This window comes from Microcystis sp. M083S1 (assembly GCF_020246405.1).
GTDB classification, from domain to species: Bacteria; Cyanobacteriota; Cyanobacteriia; order Cyanobacteriales; family Microcystaceae; genus Microcystis; species Microcystis aeruginosa_C.
Map to the genome: position 1 here is coordinate 1 of NZ_JADBTB010000074.1, position 19,160 is coordinate 19,160.

The 19,160-nt window shown below is 40.8% G+C and carries 17 protein-coding genes; 9 read left to right on the top strand and 8 right to left on the bottom strand.

What is annotated here, in order from left to right; genetic code table 11:
- Positions 1-172: 172 nt before the first annotated feature.
- Together IM450_RS06990 and lnt are read right to left on the bottom strand one after the other, a co-directional pair.
- A complete protein-coding gene (locus IM450_RS06990; protein ID WP_002740130.1) occupies positions 173-415 on the bottom strand; it encodes a hypothetical protein in 243 nt (80 codons plus the stop codon).
- 60 nt (positions 416-475) lie between these two features.
- Complete coding sequence (gene lnt, locus IM450_RS06995; protein ID WP_287670224.1) at positions 476-2,002, bottom strand: apolipoprotein N-acyltransferase; 1,527 nt, start codon at positions 2,000-2,002, stop codon at positions 476-478.
- Between the two features lie 239 nt (positions 2,003-2,241).
- Between lnt and IM450_RS07000 the strand changes: the two genes are divergently transcribed.
- Positions 2,242-3,000 carry a GAF domain-containing protein gene (locus tag IM450_RS07000; protein ID WP_043997359.1) on the top strand — a complete coding sequence of 253 codons (759 nt, stop codon included), beginning with the start codon at positions 2,242-2,244 and terminating at the stop codon, positions 2,998-3,000.
- Positions 3,001-3,081: 81 nt separating this feature from the next.
- On the opposite strand, the gene IM450_RS07005 is transcribed toward IM450_RS07000, so the two are convergent.
- Positions 3,082-3,468, bottom strand: coding sequence for a hypothetical protein (locus tag IM450_RS07005; RefSeq protein WP_002739650.1), 387 nt, complete (start codon positions 3,466-3,468; stop codon positions 3,082-3,084).
- A gap of 79 nt (positions 3,469-3,547) precedes the next feature.
- On the opposite strand from IM450_RS07005, the gene hpsP reads away from it, so the two are divergent.
- The 4 genes from hpsP to IM450_RS07025 all read left to right on the top strand — a co-directional run bounded on the left by hpsP (position 3,548) and on the right by IM450_RS07025 (position 7,590).
- Positions 3,548-4,708: a hormogonium polysaccharide biosynthesis glycosyltransferase HpsP gene (gene hpsP, locus IM450_RS07010; protein ID WP_287670227.1), complete on the top strand. Its 1,161-nt coding sequence runs from the start codon at positions 3,548-3,550 to the stop codon at positions 4,706-4,708.
- Between the two features lie 562 nt (positions 4,709-5,270).
- On the top strand, positions 5,271-5,837 hold the full coding sequence (locus tag IM450_RS07015) for a hypothetical protein (RefSeq protein WP_004163849.1): 567 nt from the start codon (positions 5,271-5,273) through the stop codon (positions 5,835-5,837).
- Positions 5,838-5,885: 48 nt separating this feature from the next.
- Positions 5,886-6,227: a hypothetical protein gene (locus tag IM450_RS07020; protein WP_004163848.1), complete on the top strand. Its 342-nt coding sequence runs from the start codon at positions 5,886-5,888 to the stop codon at positions 6,225-6,227.
- Positions 6,228-6,255: 28 nt separating this feature from the next.
- Positions 6,256-7,590: a flotillin family protein gene (locus IM450_RS07025; RefSeq protein WP_004163847.1), complete on the top strand. Its 1,335-nt coding sequence runs from the start codon at positions 6,256-6,258 to the stop codon at positions 7,588-7,590.
- 176 nt (positions 7,591-7,766) lie between these two features.
- Here IM450_RS07025 and hemL read toward each other — a convergent pair whose 3' ends face one another.
- Complete coding sequence (gene hemL / locus IM450_RS07030) at positions 7,767-9,068, bottom strand: glutamate-1-semialdehyde 2,1-aminomutase (protein ID WP_043997877.1); 1,302 nt, start codon at positions 9,066-9,068, stop codon at positions 7,767-7,769.
- Positions 9,069-9,652: 584 nt separating this feature from the next.
- Here hemL and dnaN point away from each other — a divergent pair.
- Both dnaN and IM450_RS07040 read left to right on the top strand, forming a co-directional pair.
- Positions 9,653-10,801 carry a DNA polymerase III subunit beta gene (gene dnaN, locus IM450_RS07035; RefSeq protein WP_004163844.1) on the top strand — a complete coding sequence of 383 codons (1,149 nt, stop codon included), beginning with the start codon at positions 9,653-9,655 and terminating at the stop codon, positions 10,799-10,801.
- A gap of 330 nt (positions 10,802-11,131) precedes the next feature.
- Positions 11,132-11,866 (top strand): hypothetical protein, encoded by a 735-nt coding sequence (locus tag IM450_RS07040; RefSeq protein ID WP_287670232.1) that lies wholly within the window; start codon positions 11,132-11,134, stop codon positions 11,864-11,866.
- A gap of 3 nt (positions 11,867-11,869) precedes the next feature.
- Here IM450_RS07040 and IM450_RS07045 read toward each other — a convergent pair whose 3' ends face one another.
- Both IM450_RS07045 and IM450_RS07050 read right to left on the bottom strand, forming a co-directional pair.
- A complete protein-coding gene (locus IM450_RS07045; protein WP_104397230.1) occupies positions 11,870-12,850 on the bottom strand; it encodes a M4 family metallopeptidase in 981 nt (326 codons plus the stop codon).
- A gap of 422 nt (positions 12,851-13,272) precedes the next feature.
- Positions 13,273-14,013 (bottom strand): hypothetical protein, encoded by a 741-nt coding sequence (locus IM450_RS07050; RefSeq protein WP_287670239.1) that lies wholly within the window; start codon positions 14,011-14,013, stop codon positions 13,273-13,275.
- 373 nt (positions 14,014-14,386) lie between these two features.
- Here IM450_RS07050 and IM450_RS07055 point away from each other — a divergent pair, with 373 nt between their 5' ends.
- On the top strand, positions 14,387-14,509 hold the full coding sequence (locus IM450_RS07055) for a hypothetical protein (RefSeq protein WP_002750010.1): 123 nt from the start codon (positions 14,387-14,389) through the stop codon (positions 14,507-14,509).
- On the opposite strand, the gene IM450_RS07060 is transcribed toward IM450_RS07055, so the two are convergent.
- A complete protein-coding gene (locus IM450_RS07060) occupies positions 14,495-14,788 on the bottom strand; it encodes a hypothetical protein (protein WP_130756818.1) in 294 nt (97 codons plus the stop codon). The genes IM450_RS07055 and IM450_RS07060 overlap by 15 nt on opposite strands.
- 4 nt (positions 14,789-14,792) lie before the next feature.
- Positions 14,793-15,188, bottom strand: a complete 396-nt coding sequence (locus IM450_RS07065; protein WP_043998259.1) for a hypothetical protein — start codon at positions 15,186-15,188, stop codon at positions 14,793-14,795.
- Positions 15,189-15,621: 433 nt separating this feature from the next.
- Here IM450_RS07065 and IM450_RS07070 point away from each other — a divergent pair, with 433 nt between their 5' ends.
- Positions 15,622-19,020, top strand: a complete 3,399-nt coding sequence (locus IM450_RS07070) for a HypX (modular protein) (RefSeq protein WP_287670242.1) — start codon at positions 15,622-15,624, stop codon at positions 19,018-19,020.
- Positions 19,021-19,160: the final 140 nt, after the last annotated feature.

The window sequence follows — 19,160 nt, forward strand, 5'->3', positions numbered from 1 at the left end:
AAGTAGGTAGGCGTTAAAAATTATCAGACACCACCCTTATCAAGGGTAGGGTTGATTCATGAATCAACCCTACCTTATCAAGGGGAGCAGGGGGGATCGAACCTAAAATCCATTTTTAATTTAATTATAACCAGCTACTTAACTGATAACTGATAACTGAATTAAGCAGACCCTATTTAGGGGACAAGCGTTCTTGAATTTTATTAATCGCCCAGCTTAAAATCGCCCCCGCAATTAAAATACTAATAGCAGGATTGAATAGGGGCAGCCAAAGACGCTGAAAAAGTTTAAATCCTAGGGGAATTCCCGTGGATTCACCAATAACAGCCACGGCAAACCAGAGAAAACCCGCTATCACTAAAAACACATCAAATATTAAGATTCTATTCAACCACTTGACAAATTGCTCTTTCATTGCATCAAAAACTTAGGTTATTTATACAGTTTATTCAGGAAAAAGTATAGCACTGTCACCTTAATCCCAAGCTCTCCAGAGCCAAGCTAGTCCGGCAGTAATGATTAAAACTTTGGTTAACCAATCTCCCCAGCGCACATATAAAGTTCTCGTATCCCGTCGATAAATTGTTTCGCTATGGATTTGATATTTATCTAAATCCGATAGCCAAAGGTGATTACCGTGGGGATCGACAAAAGCAGAATAACCTGTATTGGTGGCCCGGGCCATCCATCGATCGGTTTCGATCGCTCGCATGGTATCCTGAGCATGGTGTTGAGCGGGCATGGCGTGGCTATAATGGGCGTTATTAGAAGCAGTAATAATAAATTCGCCTCCCCTAGCAGTTTGACGGCGAAAATGTTCAGAAAAAGCCGACTCGTAACAAATGCCCACAATGATTTTACCGAAAGGACTGTCAATAATTTGATCGGCATCTCCCGGTATTAAATGCGCTTGCAAGGGAGAAAGGCGATCAACAATTCCGCCTAAAATTTCCTGAAAAGGAACGTATTCGCCTAAAGGCACGAGAATTACTTTATCATAGCGACTAATCACCTGTCCCTCGCCATCAATGGTCAAGAGACTATTATTATAACCCTTGTCCACCTTGCCAAATGCACCCAACCAGATCGGCGTTTTTTTGGCTAAAATTGCCGAATAAATCGAGCTATTATTGACTAAGTTCTCCCAATAATAGGGTAAGGCGGTTTCAGGAGTTAAGACGGCATCTACTCCTTGATCGGCGAGAATTTGATAACCAGAGGTGTAACCTTCGAGTGCCTTTTGAAATCCTAGGGGCGAAAGTTTAATCGTGTTGGGAATATTGCCCTGAATTACGCCAATTTTTATCCCTAAATCCCTTGACTTTTCGAGCGGTTTATGGTAAACATTCCATCCCCAGAGATGCAGGCTCAAACAAATGAGGAGGGGTAAAGAGAGAAAAGCGAGATTTTGCCGCGACTGACGGATTAGGAGCAAGCTTTCGGCGATTAAACCGTTAACTGCCACAATTGCCGCCGTTATCGTCGTAAAACCCGATAATTTTCCCAATTGCAGAATCAATAAATTATGGGGACTTTGACTATAAGCAAGGGTAGTCCACCAGAGAGGGGATTGACTCCAGAGAGATTCTAACCCACACCAGAGGGCAGTACCGATGAAAACCCGCAGGAGAGCATCCCTAAAAGATGACTGATTAACACTTTTGTTGACATAAAACATAACTAACGTCCAAGTTAGCACGATCGCCGTTCCCCAAAAAGTAATAAACAGCCAACAAAACAGAGCAATTGACAAACTCGCTAACCAGGGGACACCCATCCACGTCATCGGGTGAATTCCCGTGATCCAGAATAAAGCGAGACCATGGTAGGCAAAACCCCAGCCAAAACCGTATAAAAGCTGTTTTTTTAGGGATTTTTCCCCTAATCTCACAATAATCCACAGGGGGACGAGAGAAATCCAAGCGAGTAACCACCAAGAAACCGGCGCTACTGTTATCCCCATCCCCACACCGGCCAAAATTGCCCAGAGAAAACGCACCATCTTTCACTCCAGTCAGGTTAAACTCCTCTGACCTACTAGATCTCAGAGTAGCTAGAGGGAAGACAAAAAACAAGAGACAGACAGAAGTTTTTCAGTACATCTACAATAGATCAGTTAGCGAGTAAAAAAGCCCCTCGATCAGATGCTATGGCACGCTATAGACTCAGATAAACAGGGAGATGGGGAATGTCACCCTTACCCTAAAAGCCTAAACTCGGACTGATTAAGTGATTGAATACATGGATAATTTTAACCCCAAATTAACGGCTCTGGCTCTTGTCTTGAATGTTGAGGAAAATATCGAAGATATTTTTCGGAAAATAGCTAGTATGAGCGCTCATCAATTGCGAGCGCGGCGCTGTTTAATCCTGTTAAGCTCTCCACAGGAATTAAAAGGGGAAATTACCGATTATCTAGAAGTTTTTGCCCATTATGATGAGCTATCACCTTTAGCTGATCAAGAAATAATTAAACTTGATCAAGCTATTGCCGACAATGTAGCGGCCACAGGGAAACCTTTACTAATTAAGGATATAACTCGATCATCATTTGCCAGTGCAGCCAGTTATCCAAAAAGATCAAATAATAATAGTTTTATAGCCGCACCGATTATCCTCAATCAGCAGATAATTGGAGTAATTAATCTCAGTTTTCCCCTAGACAAAAAACATTTTGAACCATTAGATTTAGAAATCTTGCAGTTATTCGCTCAACAGGCAGCCCAATCCCTGCAAATTTTTCATTTGCAAGGGATGTTAAAATCTCGTTTTGTGGCCATGGCAGTGACTAGAGAAATAGCAGAAATTCAGTCCGAACATTCGATCGCTGTCCATCCCTATCCCCCGAAATTAGCCAAAATTGTCGCTAAGGCTTTTTTTAAAGAATTAACTCAGGCCGGTTTTGGAACCCATGAAGTTATTGAGATTGCCAATGAGGTTTTGAATTTACTACAAAAGACTCTTAATAAACATAAAAATCGTCTGGAAGGAAAAGATTGAGCGCTAGTCAAGGGTTAAAATCTACTAACTTGCCACTCCCGTGCAGTCCTAAGTAATAATTGAGATGGTTAACAGCTTAATTTACTGATTACCGCTGCCGTCCTGCCGTCCTAATTCATAGACACCAGAGGCAACACAGGCGAGAATACCGACACTAATCGGCCAACTTTTTCCTAAACTAATCTCAATTAACCAATCGGAGAAACCGCCGAGAATGAGAAAGGGAATAATACTAAAGATAGAGGCATAAAAAGCATTTTGGGATTCCCTGGCGACGCGAGTTTTTTCAAACTCCTCTAGGGAAGTATAGAGGAAACGCTCGGCAAAATTAAACCAGCGATAGAAAATTTCTATAAACCAATTTCGTACCCCAGCTAACCCCAAATATAATGCTAAAGACCAGAGACAGCTACCGGCAATAAAGGCCGGAGAAATATTGATAGTGAAGGGCAGAAAGTCGATTACCATAAATGAGAGCCACAGAAGTGGTAAATTTGAGCGAACGGCTTGATCGATTTTAACAAGTCTTGACCTTTGCACCAAAGAGATGAAAATTCTTCAGATTGTTCCTTCGATTTCCCTTGTTTACGGTGGCCCTAGTCAAATGGTACTTGGTTTGTCAGCAGCCCTGGCCCAACTGGGCCAAGATGTGACTATTATTACCACCGATTCCAATGGTGACACGGGACAAGCACCCCTAGATGTGCCTTTGGGGGTCCCTGTTAGTCAAAATGGCTATCAAATCTATTATTTTCCCTGTTCTCCCTTTCGGCGCTATAAATTTTCCCTTGATCTGTTTACTTGGTTGGCTAATAGGGCAAAAGATTACGATATCGCTCACATTCATGCTTTATTCTCTCCAGTGAGCAGTATATCGGCTTTGATCGCTCGTTATCATCAACTGCCCTATATTCTCCGTCCCCTAGGCACCCTCGATCCGGCAGATTTGCAAAAAAAACGGCAACTTAAACAAATATATGCCAATTTTCTGGAAAAACCCAATTTAGCGGCGGCGGCGGCAATTCATTTTACCAGTCAGCAGGAGTGTCAAACTTCCAAAAGATTTAATATAAAAACTAAGGATATTGTCATCCCCCTAGGGGTAGATTTTTTTAACCCACAAGCTTTACCAGTAAAGGGTTTTGATCTTCCCGAAAATAAACCGATCATCCTCTATATGTCCCGTCTTGATCCGAAAAAAGGTCTAGATTTATTGCTGCCCAGTTTAGAAAGGTTGTTAGAAAATGGTCTAGATTTTCATTTTGTCTTAGCAGGAGGTAATCCCCAGGACCGGGAGTACGAAAATCGGATTAAAAATCAGATCGAGCGGTCAATCTTGGCTAAAAATACAACAATTACTGGATTTGTCACCGGAGAAGTAAAAAATAGCCTCCTCGCTAGGGCCGATTTATTTGTTTTACCTTCCTACTATGAAAATTTTGGCATCGCGGTTGCCGAAGCTATGGCTGCCGGAATTCCTGTGGTCATCTCGGATCGGGTGGATCTGCATCCTGCGGTGGCAGCAGCGGCCGCGGGATGGGTGACAGCTTGTCAGCTTGAGGATTTAACTAATACTTTGGAAGCGGCTATCACTAATCCTAAAATTCGCCAACAACGAGGGAAAAATGCCAGGGATTTAGTCTTAAATCAATATAGTTGGTCAGCGATCGCTGAACATCTGTTAACTGTCTATCAAAATTTAGTCTGAGCTATCGATCGTCCCCTGCTCGATCGAAGTCACAGACGGATTAAGATTTAAGCCATCAGGATAATCAGCACTAAAAATGCCAGTAGGGTTAAACCTGATTGCAGAAAGACGGGGAGTGCAAAAGAATTCATAACAGTGGCTCACTTTCTAGGGACGGCTCTATTCCCAATATACGCTTTCATCTCCGCTAATTCCTCAGATTTCTGTCCGCAATGTCATCATCTCATCATTTAAGTAGGTAGGCGTTAAAAATTATCAGACACCACCCTTATCAAGGGGGGACTATAGGGTAGGGTTGATTCATGAATCACCCCTACTATGAATCAACCCTAGTACTAAGGGGGGATCGAACCTAAAATCCATTTTTAATTTAATTATAACCAGCTACTTATTCATCCCATGGGGAGAATTTGAGGTAAATTGTACTGTATTTAAACTGGGTAGGGAGCATTTTAATACAAATGTACGGAACTTAGTCACTCCCCACCCCGTTAACTTAAGTTTCAGCGCCATGATTATAATTAGGGAATGATAGAAATTCTTAGGCAATAGGATCACATCAGTGTTGATAAATCATCTTTTCTTCGGCGCTTTCCTACCCCTTGATACTCTCCTGTCCACCCAGGGGATTATGGTTATGCTCCTGGCCGCTTATGCTTTAGCCATGTGGATGTTTCTAACTAGCGCCCCAAAAGTTCATACAATCATGGTGACAGATTTGGAGACAGCCCGACAATTTTATGAAGGACTTTTAAATTTGCCCACGGCCGATGTCCCCCTCCATTACTATTACAATTATGAGCAGACGATGGGCAATAATATGATTGACCCATTTTATATGTCTAGTAATCCGGTTGTGACTACTGCCAACACTTCTTTGGGAGATCAACCCCAGGGTTTATGGTATCAGTTAAAGAAAAATACCCAACTGCACATCGTTAGTGGGGCAACCGCAGGTTATAAGGATCGTCATCGTCACGTTTGTTTTGATCACGATTGTTTAGAACAAATTCTGATGCGGGTGGAATCACGACGCTTAAAGTATAAGGTTCGTCGCAATAAACCTTTAAATTTTTTGGTCAAAGATAATGCTGATCGCGTGATTGAAATGGCCGAAGTCTCAAATTAGTTAACGGTAATTTGATTGGGGGCAACCATAACGGTAAATAACTAAACTATGAATGCTCAACTGCTCACAATCGTTTTAATTTCCTTAGGGGTAGGTATTGGTTTAGCCATCCTACTCCTGATTTTAGTCAAGTTAAGACGCTGCAACCAACAGGTAAATAGTATCGTCGATTATCACTCTCTCATCGGTTTAATCGGAGTTGTTCAAATCCCCTTCGATAAAAATAGCAAGGGAAAAGTGCGAGTTAATGTCGGAGATAGTCTGATCGATATAGTAGCGATAACAGAAGGGGAAGAACAATTTAATGTCGGGGATCAAGCATTTATTCTCAGTTGCACAGACAATAAAGTTTTAGTCATTGCGGAAAAGTATATCAGAGGCGATTTGTAATTTCTTCTAAACCAAAGGGTAACTAACTATGAATAGTCAAAATAATTCCTATCTCATCCAAATCAATCCCAATCAATACGACAACAATAATAACAATAGTGCTGGCAATTTATTATTGAATAGTGTTCCCATTGCTTTATTGATATTTCTGGGTATTGGTGCGATTTGGTTTATCAATTCTTTTTTGTGTATTTGTAAACCCAATGAAGTAGTCATCCTGAGTGGGATGAAACGCAAATCAAAAGATAGACAAGATGCAGGTTATCGAGTAGTATCGGGGGGTCGGGCGATTCGTATTCCAATTTTAGAAACCGTTAAACGTATGGATGTCACCACAACCCCGATCAGAATTGAGATTAAAAATGCCTATTCTAAGGGCAATATTCCCTTGAATATAGTGGCAATTGCTAACGTGAAAGTTAGTTCTAAACCTGAAATAGTCGGCAATGCGATCGAACGTTTTTTAGATCGAGATCGAGAAGAAATTATTCGCGTAGCTAAAGAAACTTTAGAAGGAAACTTGCGGGGTGTAGTCGCAACAATGACCCCCGAACAAGTGAACGAAGATCGCCTAAAATTTGCCGAAAGTATTACCAGTAACGTCAGTCAAGACCTGTTTAAACTCGGTTTAGAAATTGATACTCTCAAAATTCAAAATGTTGCCGATGACGTGGATTATCTTAACTCCCTCGGACGGGAAAGAATCGCTTTAGTCATGCGTGATGCTGAAATTGCTGAATCAAATGCCCTCAATGAAGCTGAACAAATAGTCGCGGAATGTGAGGAACAGGCAACCGTGGCTAAAACCCGCGATCAAATTATCATTTTAGAGCAAGAAAACGAGTTGAGAAAGTTAAAAGCAAAACTGGAACAACAGGCAAAATCGGAAGAAGAAATAACTATTGCTGCTGCTAAGGAAAAACGTGCTATAGTTGAGGAAAAATTGCAACAGGTTAGGGCAGAATTGGAAAGATTACGTCTTCAAGCAGATCAAGTTTTACCCGCAGAAGCGCAGCAGGAAGCTGAAACTTTCCGCGCTAGAGGAGAAGCGGCAATTTTTGAAGAAAATGCCAAAGCTGAAGCCTTAGTTAACGAATTATTTGCAGAAGTCTGGCAAAACACCGGCAGCGAAGCAGAGGCAATTTTCTTGATTCAACAGTTAGAAACTATCCTGGAGGAGGCGATTAAAATTCCTAGACGCTTACACCTCGATCGAGTTAATATCGTTGATAATGGTGATGGCAAATCCCTGGCTGCCCTGATCAAAGTCTATCCCGAAATCGTCAATCAATTCCTCGCCAGTGTCCATCAAACCCTCGGTATTGATGTAGTGGGAACTCTCACCAATAAAATTGAAAAATAGCAGTCAGAAAACCTACTAGACAGGCCTTCTAAAATAGATTGTAACCGAGATCGAGCAGGGTTAAAACCGCACTCGATCTCACCGCTAAGAATCCCCGTCTTTTGCAAGCGGGGAGATGTCAACTCATCAATACTTGGGACCCTATCAATCAATTTTCCCGGTCGAAGCAGCATTGACTATAAACTTGCTAAAACCTCTTTAGCTGCGGCCAAAGTCCGTTCGATATCGGCCTCTGTGTGAGCTAAAGAAGTAAAACCAGCTTCAAACTGGGAAGGAGCTAGATAAACGCCTCTTTCCAACATTCCCCGGTGAAAACGACCGAATTTAGCCACATCGGCCTTTTTGGCATCTTCATAGTTATGCACGGGGGAGCCGGTGAAAAACATTCCGAACATGGCACTGATATGACCTCCAGAAACGCTATGACCAGCATCTCTGGCCACTTTCAGCAGCCCTTCAGTTAAGGATTTGGTCACTTTATCGAGATATTCGTAGGTGCCGGGGCGCTGGAGTAACTCGAGGGTTTTAATTCCCGCCGTCATAGCCAAAGGGTTGCCGGATAAGGTTCCCGCTTGGTACATCGGGCCGGCCGGAGCCACCATCGCCATAATATCAGCCCGACCGCCGTAGGCCCCCACCGGCAGCCCACCGCCGATAACTTTGCCCAGGGTGGTTAAATCGGGGGTGATGCCGAATTTTTCCTGAGCGCCACCGTAGGCGATGCGGAATCCGGTCATTACCTCATCAAACATTAATAGGGACCCGTATTCCTTGGTTAATTCCCGCAATCCTTCTAAAAAGCCAGCATCCGGCACGATAAAGCCGGCATTACCCACCACTGGCTCTAAAATCACCCCGGCGATAGAGTCGGGATTTTCGACAAAGAGGGCTTTTACTGCTTCTAGGTCATTGTAGGGAGCGGTTAAAGTGTTGTTAGTGGTGGTTTTGGGAACCCCCGGCGAGTCGGGTAGGCCCAGGGTGGCTACACCAGAGCCAGCTTTAACGAGGAACATATCGGCGTGACCGTGGTAACAGCCCTCGAATTTGATGATTTTATCCCGGCCGGTAAAAGCCCGCATTAAGCGCAGGACGGACATACAGGCTTCGGTGCCGGAATTGACAAAACGCACCATTTCAATGCTGGGAACGGCATCAATCACCATTTCAGCGAGAATATTTTCCTGGACACAGGGAGCGCCGAAACTGGTCCCTTTATCTAGGGACTCGTGTAGGGCGGCAATAACTTCGGGATGGGCATGACCACAGATAGCCGGCCCCCAAGTTCCCACATAGTCGATGTATTCGTTACCGTCCACGTCGCGAATATAGGCCCCTTTGACGCTTTCAAAAACGATGGGTTGACCACCGACGGATTTAAAGGCCCGCACGGGGGAACTTACACCCCCCGGCATTAATTTTTGAGCGGCTGTAAAGATTTCTTTCGATTTTGTTGTTTGATACGAAGATGTGCTAACCAATCCTGTCTCCTTGTCTATTTGAGTCTATCGATTCCAGGGAATGCCCGGAGCTTTGTTTTGTTAATTTCCTGCTGCTTGTTCCATTTTAAAGATCACCAGCCTACATTTTACGCAATTTTTTTTCTAGGGAGAGCGCTGGTCGGCTCAAGTCTCGCTCTTCTTGACTTGTAGCTTGATGGTTAACAACTTAAGTAGCTGGTTATAATTAAATTAAAAATGGATTTTAGGTTTGATCCCCCCTTGATCCCCCCTTGATAAGGGGGGTGCCGATCCCCCCTTAGTCCCCCCTTGATAAGGGGGGTGCCGATCCCCCCTTAGTCCCCCCTTGATAAGGGGGGCATCTGACAACTTTTAACGCCTACCTACTTATGTAATTGGGTGAGAAGGGGCAAAAATTTCACTTTTGACAATTTTTCCACAATCTTTTCAGAATTGCTCAGAAAAACCTAGCAATGGGCGAAGTTATTGCTATTGATAGATTTTAGCCCGGAAAGAGCGATCAAAAAAAGCTCAGGTTTTCCACAGATTTTCCACAGGGGAATTCTTGCTATTATTTTTTAGCGTACAAAAAAACTATTCCTGCTATGAAATTTACCAGTAGTCAAAGCGAACTCAACAGCAATTTATCCCTAGTTAGTCGGGCCGTTGCCAGTCGTCCTACCCATCCGGTGTTGGGAAATGTTCTCTTTTGTGCCGATGAGGAAAAGGGCGAAATTAGCCTGACTGCTTTTGATTTGAGTTTAGGGATTCGCACCAGTTTTCGGGCCGAAGTGGTGGAAGGGGGCAAAATTACCCTGCCGGCAAAATTGCTTAACGATATTGTCTCTCGTTTGGGAGAGGGGGAAATCACCATCTCTGTGGAAGAAAACGAGAATGATGAAGAGCATAGTCTCGCTTTCCTGAAAACTGCCTCGGCACAGTTCCAAATTCGCGGCATGAAGGCCGATGAGTTCCCAGAATTGCCCACGGTGGCCGATGGAGAAATTGTTAATTTACCTATAGTTGCCTTGACAGAGGGACTAAAAGGTGCATTGTTTGCCGCTAGTGGCGATGAAACTAAACAGGTGTTGACGGGGGTGCATTTAACTAAAACCGTCGATTGTCTAGAATTTGCCGCCACGGACGGTCATCGTTTAGCGGTGGTACAAACTCCCCTAGAGGAGGTGGAAAGTGCCTCTGGTGGCTTTAATGTCACCATTCCGGCCCGGGCCCTGCGAGAATTGGAAAGAATGATGGCAACAAAACAAAATATCGAGACTATTACTCTGCACGTGGATGATTCTCAAGTCATCTTTGAAATGGGGGAACAGAGGTTAACCAGTCGTAAGTTAGAAGGGGCCTATCCCACCTATAATCAGTTAATTCCTAAATCCTTCGAGCGCTCTTTGGTTTTAGACCGCAAACAATTAATCCGTTGTTTGGAATTAGTGGCGGTTTTATCGGACCAAAAGAATAATTTAGTCAAGTTTAGTCTCGATGGCGAGAATAGTCGTTTATCCCTAGCGGTGGAATCTCCCGATTTAGGTAGCGCCAAAGAGTCCATGGCGGCGGAAATTCAGGGAGAAAGTGGCGATATTGCCTTTAATGTTAAATATTTAATGGACGGTTTGAAGGCTTTACCCAATAATGATATCCAAATGCAGTTAAATGCTAGTACCCAACCGGTTATTTTTACCCCCTTGGGAGGTTTAAAGATGACCTATTTGGTGATGCCGGTACAAATTCGTCAGTAGTTCTGACTTAATTGGAACTGTGGGATCTGTTTTTAACCTATCCCATTTTTGATTGTAAGTAGCTGGTTATAATTAAATTGAAGATAGATTTTGGGTTCGATCCCCCCTTAATCCCCCCTTGATAAGGGGGGTGTCGATCCCCCCTTAATCCCCCCTTGATAAGGGGGGTGTCGATCCCCCCTTAATCCCCCCTTGATAAGGGGGGTGTCTGATAGTTTTTAACACCTAACTACTTATTGAATCCTGTTTTCTCGCCAAAGGATTGGGTTTATTTTCTCTATTTTGGCGATATACTGTTGATAATTGAACAAGTTAACGGATTGAATTGATATGTTATTATCTACTCCTGAAACAATTCAGCATATTCTTTGGCAAGGGCAACTAGAATTGGATAGCGAAGAAGAGGAAGAAAATTTTAGATTTATGTCACCTCCCTCACGGACCAGCTATGCACCAACTGTTAGCATCGGACAACCAGAAGTTTGGCCATTAGCTGAACTTTATTCTGGTGCAATTCCCTCTTGGTTAGAGGTAAAACAGAATGAGGCACAGTTTTTTTTAGTCCGTTTTGCCTGTTCTCTTCGTAATAGTGGAGAAGATAGATTTCAAATTACTCAAGCTAAATTTTCTGTTGATTTACTGCCCGATAATCAACAAAACCGGGCTATTGCTTTTGATCTATATCCGTTAGAAATCAATCAGGAAATCAAGCGTAACTGTAAAGTTAGTCTGTCCCCCAATATCAAGTTTAAGGAAGCTCAGGCAAGTTTAGGAGGCACAGATTTTGCCCTAGAATACACCGAATTACAACCAACAATTATAGCCACAGGAGTTGGGGAATATAAGGCTGATTGGGAATATCGAAAAGCACAGGGAAAAGGAGTTCAAGGAAGTAAATTTATGCACATGATTGTCAAAGTCCCTAATAATATGCAATTGGTGAGGACTAAGTTAAATTTAACTGCCCGCTTGGAACAAAATGGTAATCCCCTGGTTAAATGGCTTTTTAAAACTGACATTAAAAAAGTGCCAAGCGATTGCTTAATAGTCAATTTAGTTAGCTAATATTTACTCAATTCCCACATCAATAAATGCTTGAGAAATAGCATCTAATTGAACCTCTATATGAGGAGAGGGTGCTAGTAATAGTTGGGCTTCTTCTTCAAATACTCTACGACTATCGAGGAAGTTGTTGAGCGCAGAAATAGATTTCAGAACTTGACGGAATAGCTTAAGAGCAAATTCGCCATTAAAAAGAGGCTGTCCATCGATGACAGTGTTATGAATTGTCATCAATCGATAAAAAGCATGACTATGAATCAAGGAAAGTTCGTGTTCGTGATAATTATTATTGCCCGTAGTCCAGTTATCTATTTGTATTTGTTCATAGAAAGACTCTGCACCGTTAGATGTTAAAGAAAGTAATTTATCTAATTGTCTCTGGGATACGGTTCCTTCTTGAAAGTTTTCTCCCACATCCCACAGCCAATTATGAGGATTATTCCGATAACAACCATCATCCCTATGATAGTTACGCACTAAAACCGCAAATATATCACAAAAAGATTCTTCAAGTGCTTTTTTTTCTGTAAACTCATTATCTCCTTCCTCAATTTGCTGAATTAAACCATGACAAAATTCATGCGCTACTACTGTGATATCGGTTCCATAGGAAAGGTTTCTACCATTAATTTCTCTTTGTCCAAATAAAGCCCGTCTAGTTTTACGTCCCCATGCAGCAGGCTCATAGGAACCATTTATTCTGCCAACATTAATGATAGCTTCATATCTATCTAGTTTTAGTGGTTTTTTGAAGTTACGCTTGATAAACTTGGCAACGGTTTCAACATTATCGCGAGCTTGTTGGCAAAAATCTTGACAAATACCATCGACTAATGAGTGGTAAGTGAGAATGATATCAGAGGAATAATCTTTATATCTTAAATTATAAGTTCGTGAAAGCCCGCAGCGATGAACAAAGAAAAGATAACTCGATAGAAAACAATAGTTACCATTAGATGGTGCGCTATGGCATTCTGTGCAGACCATAAGTTTTTGCCCTCGATAAATTCATAAGTTTCAGTCAGTGGTTAAGTAATTAATCTTGTTAGAAAGTCGCCCAATGTGTCAAGATGGTAAAATTTCCATAATTTAGGCAAAGCAAAGCCACAAAAAATGGATAAAATACCCATGTAAGTAGCTGATTATAATTAAATTGAAGATGGATTTTGGGTTCGATTCCCCCTTAATCTACCCTTAATAAGGGTGGTGTCGATCCCCCCTTAATCCCCCCTTGATAAGGGTGGTGTCTGAAAGTTTTTAACACCTACCTACTTATTTCCTGTTAAAAAGTGAGTTATATTTGAATAATGCAAAAAAAGTTTACCAAAACCAGCCCAATAGTTAGGGATATTTGGGTAAATATCTCCAAACGATAGACAGTTTGGCAGTAGGTTATGGACAGAACCCTTTTAGCAGAAGGTTCTCAAATTTGAGAGTTCGAGGATTATCTCCCCTGTGTGGGCATCTATCACATAATCAGTTAATTCCAGTGATGTTCCAACAGATTTTCCGCCACTGGTTGGAGCCATAACTTTAATGTTCGTAACATAAACAAGTCTCCATTCACCTAGCTTGTGACTGGAGCCATTAGAAAAGTGTTTGAAATAATAGTAAAGCTGGGGATTAATATCACAATCCTTTAGGGCTTCTGGGGAAATAGGCTCACCCTTCTTAAGACAATATTCGTAGATCGAATCTTTTAAATCTTTTTCAGTAACTTTCGGATTTTTGTCAGGAAATCCTTTTTTTATAGCTTCATCTTGAGCAACTTCAGACGAGTTTGCAAACAAAAATTTATTGTCTTCGTCTAAATCAACAATGATCGAGGAGCCGTATAAAGGGATACCTTGGTATCGGAGGCGATATTTGAATTTGAATGCTTGAGTAAATTTCGATTGATACTTATCTACACGTTCAAATTCAACCAGCAAACCCGTGGACAATCGGACTTGCTGAGTGTTCCTCGGCTCGGGTTTGGGCTGAAGGCTTTTGGGCTGAGAGCCAGTGAGGCTGCGAAGCTCCTCTCCTGCGCCACCGGGCGAGTCTGAGCCGGACAACCTAATGGCTATATCTTCTAATTCAGTTGTTTTTTTCTTTTCTAACTGTTTTGGCATTGTGTTACAAAAACGAGATAAAATAACCTTGTCCATTTATTCTGACGAAAATTGTCGAATATGTACATTATGTACAGAATATTTTTTCAGTGTGTACATACAGTGACAAAGTTAAAAATTTTTCATGTATTAGAGTACAAAACGTACATATAAAAACCGCCCTCACCAGTTCAGTGATCGATACCCTATCGGTCTCTTCGGTCATCAGCAACCTCTTTCCTACAATCATCTACAGGGTTGCACTACGAAGGCTAACAAACCAATTACCGATAATTTTAACAAGGTTTACAAAAATTAATGCAGATTTTTTATGCACATCCCCCAGATTAGCCTGTATTATATGAACATAACTATTTAATTGATCAAAACGGGCATCTAGGGCTGAATCATCAGAGTAACATCTAAACCTATGAGCGATCTGGACACAGAAAACCAAAGACAAAGAGATGCTGCGGTGTATTTGCATCTCCTCAATAACTTGTTGGGTGCAGATTACTACGGGTTAGGAATTGTGTTGCTAAAACTTGTCTGATTCTAACTCATCTACAATTCGAGAAGCAGAATCGCTTATGTCGAGCGCGAGTTTTTTATACTCACTCATGTCACCACTCTTAGAACTAGAAAATGAGCGCATTAACTCTATTTTCTCTTCCATTTGCCTCAATTGTTGCTGCCGCTGCCCTTCTGCTGACTTTTTATTGAGCATTTTTGGATTATTTCGTTCTCGCCTCTGGAATCTATATTTTGCAATTAAGGAAATCGCTGAACTGCAAATAGCTAATAAGGATGTTACTATTGCGATCGTCTCCATAAAACTATAGCTCCGAAAAAACGACACAGAAGAAACTCGAAACAACACCCCCAGAAAATAGCCATAGTGAAGATCTTTCAATTACAGCAATATTCACTGTTTGTTGGGACGCATGAGCAGCCGAAACATCGGCATATAATATGGAAGAAACAACCAAGATTAAAACGCACGCACCTCCAGAGAATAGCTCAAAGATAGGTTGAGTTCTATTGCCTCCTAAAAGATCCCCAATAGCAGCACCCACAATACCGGCCGTTACTAGAAGCAGTTCACCGTTTCTCAACAAATCAACAAGTTCAGTGGATTGTCCCCGAGTAGCTCTAATTAAAAGTGCTACTACAAGTGGAACAATTGCTAATACAACCCCAAAGATAATCCATTGAATTATTTTCCGCAACATCTACCCTTCATACATTAAGTGCAAATTCAACCAAATCTAGTTTGGTCTGAGCAAAGGTGTTACAAAGTGTTACAAAAACGGTATAAAATATATCACGTCGTCCAACTATGTTGTCAAAAAACCGAACAATGGTCAAGATGTACATACTCTTCATGTATTAGCGTAGAAAATGCACATATAAAAAGCCGCCCTCACCAGTTCAGTGATGGATACCCCATCGGTCTCTTCGGTCATCAGCAACCTCTTTCCTACAATCATCTACAGGGTTGCACTACAAAGGCTAACAAACCAATTACCGATAATTTTAACAAGGTTTACAAAAATTAATGCAGATTTTTTATGCACATCCCCCAGATTAGCCTGTATTATATGAACATAACTATTGATCAAAACGGGCATCTAGGGCTGAATCATCAGAGTAACATCTAAACCTATGAGCGATCTGGACACAGAAAATCAAAGACAAAGCGATGAAGACCGACAAAGAGATGCTGCGGTGTATTTGCATCTCCTCAACAATTTGACCGATTTGGACATTAGTGAGGATAGTCCCAAACCGAATGAGTACAAAATAGCCAAACAATGGGGACAAAATCGCATTTTTGTCCGGCGAGTGCTGCGTTCGGTGATGGGAGAGCGTTACCAAGAAAAGGAACGCGAGGAGCGGGTACCCAGTTTAAGCTTGGGGAAATTAGTTACTATTCTTAGCTCACTGGAGGCTTATTGGCAAGGAGAGTTAGCCAAAAATAAGGATAGTTTAGCCCAGAAAATGATCAATAAGTTTACCCAACAAGAAAAACAACGAGTTCTCAAAAAATATGCACAGTTATCTCTGGATGAAAGGGATAAATTGAAATTACTTGTTCATCCCGAAGCTGGTTTACTTGAGCAGTTAAAAGAGATCATTACCGATGAAATACAGCCGGATTCCCTAGACGTTGTTAGCTTTTATAAACAGGCCATTAATCTATACAGTTCCCAAAAACAACAACACAGTTACCTAAAATCTCTTGACCCAAATGATAATCAAAATCTAGATGAATCTTTAAAGCTAGTTAATCAGATTATAGAGTATATTCAACCCCGATTAAAAAAATATTATCAGCATTTATCAACAGACTCGGAGCAGGAAATTATCAAGGATTTGGTTGATAAGATTTTAAGAGAAGTGAGCCGGACAGAATTTCAAGCTGGACTCAGACAAATTAAAACTGTTGTCGGGCAATGTCCAGATTTTGTTCAGAATAATTTAACTAGCGATTCCATATCCAATCTCTTTTTGGAAAGCCTGAGCAATTCAATTATCAAAAATAATTTATTAGGAGATAAATTTCCCGTTTATATCGACTATTTAGAAATTGAGAAAGTCAAACCTCTGCCTCTAAAATTATACCGAGGCAAAACAGGTTTAATCAATACCGATTTTCTCGATGATCCTGAAGACGAAAATGAGTATTATGCTCAAGGATTAGAAAAACAGATAGCTTATAGGGTGCGAGTGTATTTTTATGTCTATCCCCCAGAGAACTGGAAACCAAAACCAACCTTAGAAGAAAAAGAAATCAGCCAATTTTTCAAGCAAGAAGAATCAAACAGTCGATTAGAATTTTGTGAAGAAGTGGTAGGTGTGGGCAGTCCTATCGCTCATATTACCACCGCAATTAATCGATTTTTGTTTGAGGGGATAGATATTTTGAAAAAGCAAGGCTATCTACCTGTCACCCAAAAAATAGTCAGTGAAGATAAAGTGATTGGCAATACAAGAAATAGTGCTGTTTGGTCTTATTCTCTGGTTAAGTTATGCAAACAGGAAGATGTGAAAAAATCTCTAGAAGGTGAAATTAATTATAATCAAATTGTCGCCGATCAAGAATTAGCAACAGGAGAATTTTATGGATTCGATCTTCTAGAATCTGCCGCTAAGTCTGCCCTTCACGCTCGACTGAGAGCCATTGAAAAAACGGCAATTAATTCTCAGCAATATCTACAACAACTTTGTCAGAGAATTGAGGAAAAATATATACTAGAAAAAGCAGAAAAATGGATAAAATTCTACCCTTTCTCTCTCAGGGCTATGCAAGATTATTTAGAAAAAAAGCTGTTTAAGGATAAATATCGCAATTGGGATGAGAGAAATTTCAAGGAAGTTAATAATAATCAAGCTTGGAGTAGGGTGGCCTATGAAGCACATTTGGCAATTATTCAAGTATATCTTCAAGAGGGTCTCTATCGTATTGCCCAAAAATATCTTGAGGTTATTAAACCCCATATCGAAAAGGGACGACTAGACGATAAACTATTAGTTAGTCTCTACTATATCTGTCTATTTGATTATCATTTTTATACAGACCTTGAAGATGAGGAACGTGACCATCAAGAAAGGGGTTCTGCAATTCGTAAAGCTGAAGAATATTTGAACACTGCTGAAGAATATTTGCAGAAATATTTGAAAGAATACGCAATCATTGGTGAATACTCTCAAACTAATGCTCATCCTTTTTTCTATTATCTATCTCGTATCTATTCTCACCGCGCCAAAATTTATATCTTTTTCCCTTACATTGCTCAATTACCCAATCCCAAAACTCATTTATTAATTGAACCTCTTCGTCTCTTAGAAAAAGCTCGTATTTATGCGGCTAGAGACGGTGATGCTAATTACTATGCTTACTGGACAGTGTATCAAATTTGGTCTTATTTAATCACCGCCTATGTCGGAGACACCAATCGATTAACGGAAAAATTTAGCCGCCAAAATTGTCTAGGATGGGCCGAACGTTTAATTAAAAATGCTCTTGATTGTTATGGAGAGCGAGGCAGAAAATCTTATCAACAGATAAAAAATTATAGTGGTAAACAGAAAACAGAGTTTAGTGGATTAAAACCGGATTCGACTATTATATTTTATGAGCAATACAATGATATTTATGTGCAAACCATTCCCCCAATTATTGAAATCGGAAAGGGTAGCAGCCACTTAGACGAGTTTTATCAAAAAACTATTGAAATCGGAAAGGGCAGCAGAAACTTAGACGAGTTTTATCAAAAAATTCAAAAAACATTTAATGAATCTAGTCAATCTCAAGAAGAAATTACACAGCCAACTATGCCAGACAATCCAGACAATAAAGCTTCTTCATTTAGTATTGAAGAAATATTTGGTATTCAAGAAAAAATTATACAGCTACCCATGTCAGCATTAACTTACCTTGACTCAAATTCAGATAATAAAGTTTATTTATTTGGTATTCACGCTAGTCTTCTTTTATTTGGGTTGGGACTGGTGGAACTTTGTAAAGATAATCAGGAAGAAGGATTAGAAGAACGTATTCGTATGGCGATGAAAAGGTTTACTTTAGGAGCGGCAATTGCATCTGAGGGAACAGTGGATGAAAAAAGAGGAGAAAAAACCTATCTTCAGCGAATATTTACCGAGCAAAAGCCAAATAAAGGTCAAAAAATGCCCGAAGATTTTCAAATTAGAGGCTTATATCCTCACCGGTTAACTCAGTTTACCGCTAAAGGGAAAATTTTTGCGGCAACCTGTCGAGTAATTCTCCTTTTGTATAACTACGAAAAATATAGTAGCTATGGGCCAGAGGTGGCCTATCTTTTGAATGATTTACACGATGCTCAAACTATTATAAGATCGAATAATCCTGATTATTCTTTGGGACAAAATCGCTATAGTGGTCATCTAGAACAACAATTTAAAGGGGTTAAAAGTTACTTGGAAAGTCAGAAAAATTCTGGCAAATCAGGTTCTTTAGAGGAAATTAGAAACAGAATTGTCACTGATATATTCAAAATACTTCGCGGCGACAAAGTGTAAGCTGCCCACCCACTTAAATTACTTGTTGAGATGAGGCACTCTTGCAACAGTAAAGGGATTGGGGGAGATTCAGCCAATCTAAGGATAGGGGGGTGAAAATGCGTCTTAGCTTAAAACCCCAGATCCTGCACCCTAACCCC

What these genes read in the sequence shown, in the direction of transcription:
- dnaN (WP_004163844.1), top strand. Translation starts at nt 9,653, where the DNA reads ATGAAATTTACCAGTAGTCAAAGCGAACTCAACAGCAATTTATCCCTA.
- IM450_RS07065 (WP_043998259.1), bottom strand. Translation starts at nt 15,188, where the DNA reads ATGTTGCGGAAAATAATTCAATGGATTATCTTTGGGGTTGTATTAGCA.
- IM450_RS06990 (WP_002740130.1), bottom strand. Translation starts at nt 415, where the DNA reads ATGAAAGAGCAATTTGTCAAGTGGTTGAATAGAATCTTAATATTTGAT.
- IM450_RS07060 (WP_130756818.1), bottom strand. Translation starts at nt 14,788, where the DNA reads ATGGAGACGATCGCAATAGTAACATCCTTATTAGCTATTTGCAGTTCA.
- lnt (WP_287670224.1), bottom strand. Translation starts at nt 2,002, where the DNA reads ATGGTGCGTTTTCTCTGGGCAATTTTGGCCGGTGTGGGGATGGGGATA.
- IM450_RS07050 (WP_287670239.1), bottom strand. Translation starts at nt 14,013, where the DNA reads ATGGACAAGGTTATTTTATCTCGTTTTTGTAACACAATGCCAAAACAG.
- IM450_RS07020 (WP_004163848.1), top strand. Translation starts at nt 5,886, where the DNA reads ATGAATGCTCAACTGCTCACAATCGTTTTAATTTCCTTAGGGGTAGGT.
- IM450_RS07005 (WP_002739650.1), bottom strand. Translation starts at nt 3,468, where the DNA reads ATGGTAATCGACTTTCTGCCCTTCACTATCAATATTTCTCCGGCCTTT.
- IM450_RS07025 (WP_004163847.1), top strand. Translation starts at nt 6,256, where the DNA reads ATGAATAGTCAAAATAATTCCTATCTCATCCAAATCAATCCCAATCAA.
- IM450_RS07055 (WP_002750010.1), top strand. Translation starts at nt 14,387, where the DNA reads ATGAGCGATCTGGACACAGAAAACCAAAGACAAAGAGATGCTGCGGTG.
- IM450_RS07045 (WP_104397230.1), bottom strand. Translation starts at nt 12,850, where the DNA reads ATGGTCTGCACAGAATGCCATAGCGCACCATCTAATGGTAACTATTGT.
- IM450_RS07070 (WP_287670242.1), top strand. Translation starts at nt 15,622, where the DNA reads ATGAGCGATCTGGACACAGAAAATCAAAGACAAAGCGATGAAGACCGA.
- hpsP (WP_287670227.1), top strand. Translation starts at nt 3,548, where the DNA reads ATGAAAATTCTTCAGATTGTTCCTTCGATTTCCCTTGTTTACGGTGGC.
- IM450_RS07040 (WP_287670232.1), top strand. Translation starts at nt 11,132, where the DNA reads ATGTTATTATCTACTCCTGAAACAATTCAGCATATTCTTTGGCAAGGG.
- IM450_RS07000 (WP_043997359.1), top strand. Translation starts at nt 2,242, where the DNA reads ATGGATAATTTTAACCCCAAATTAACGGCTCTGGCTCTTGTCTTGAAT.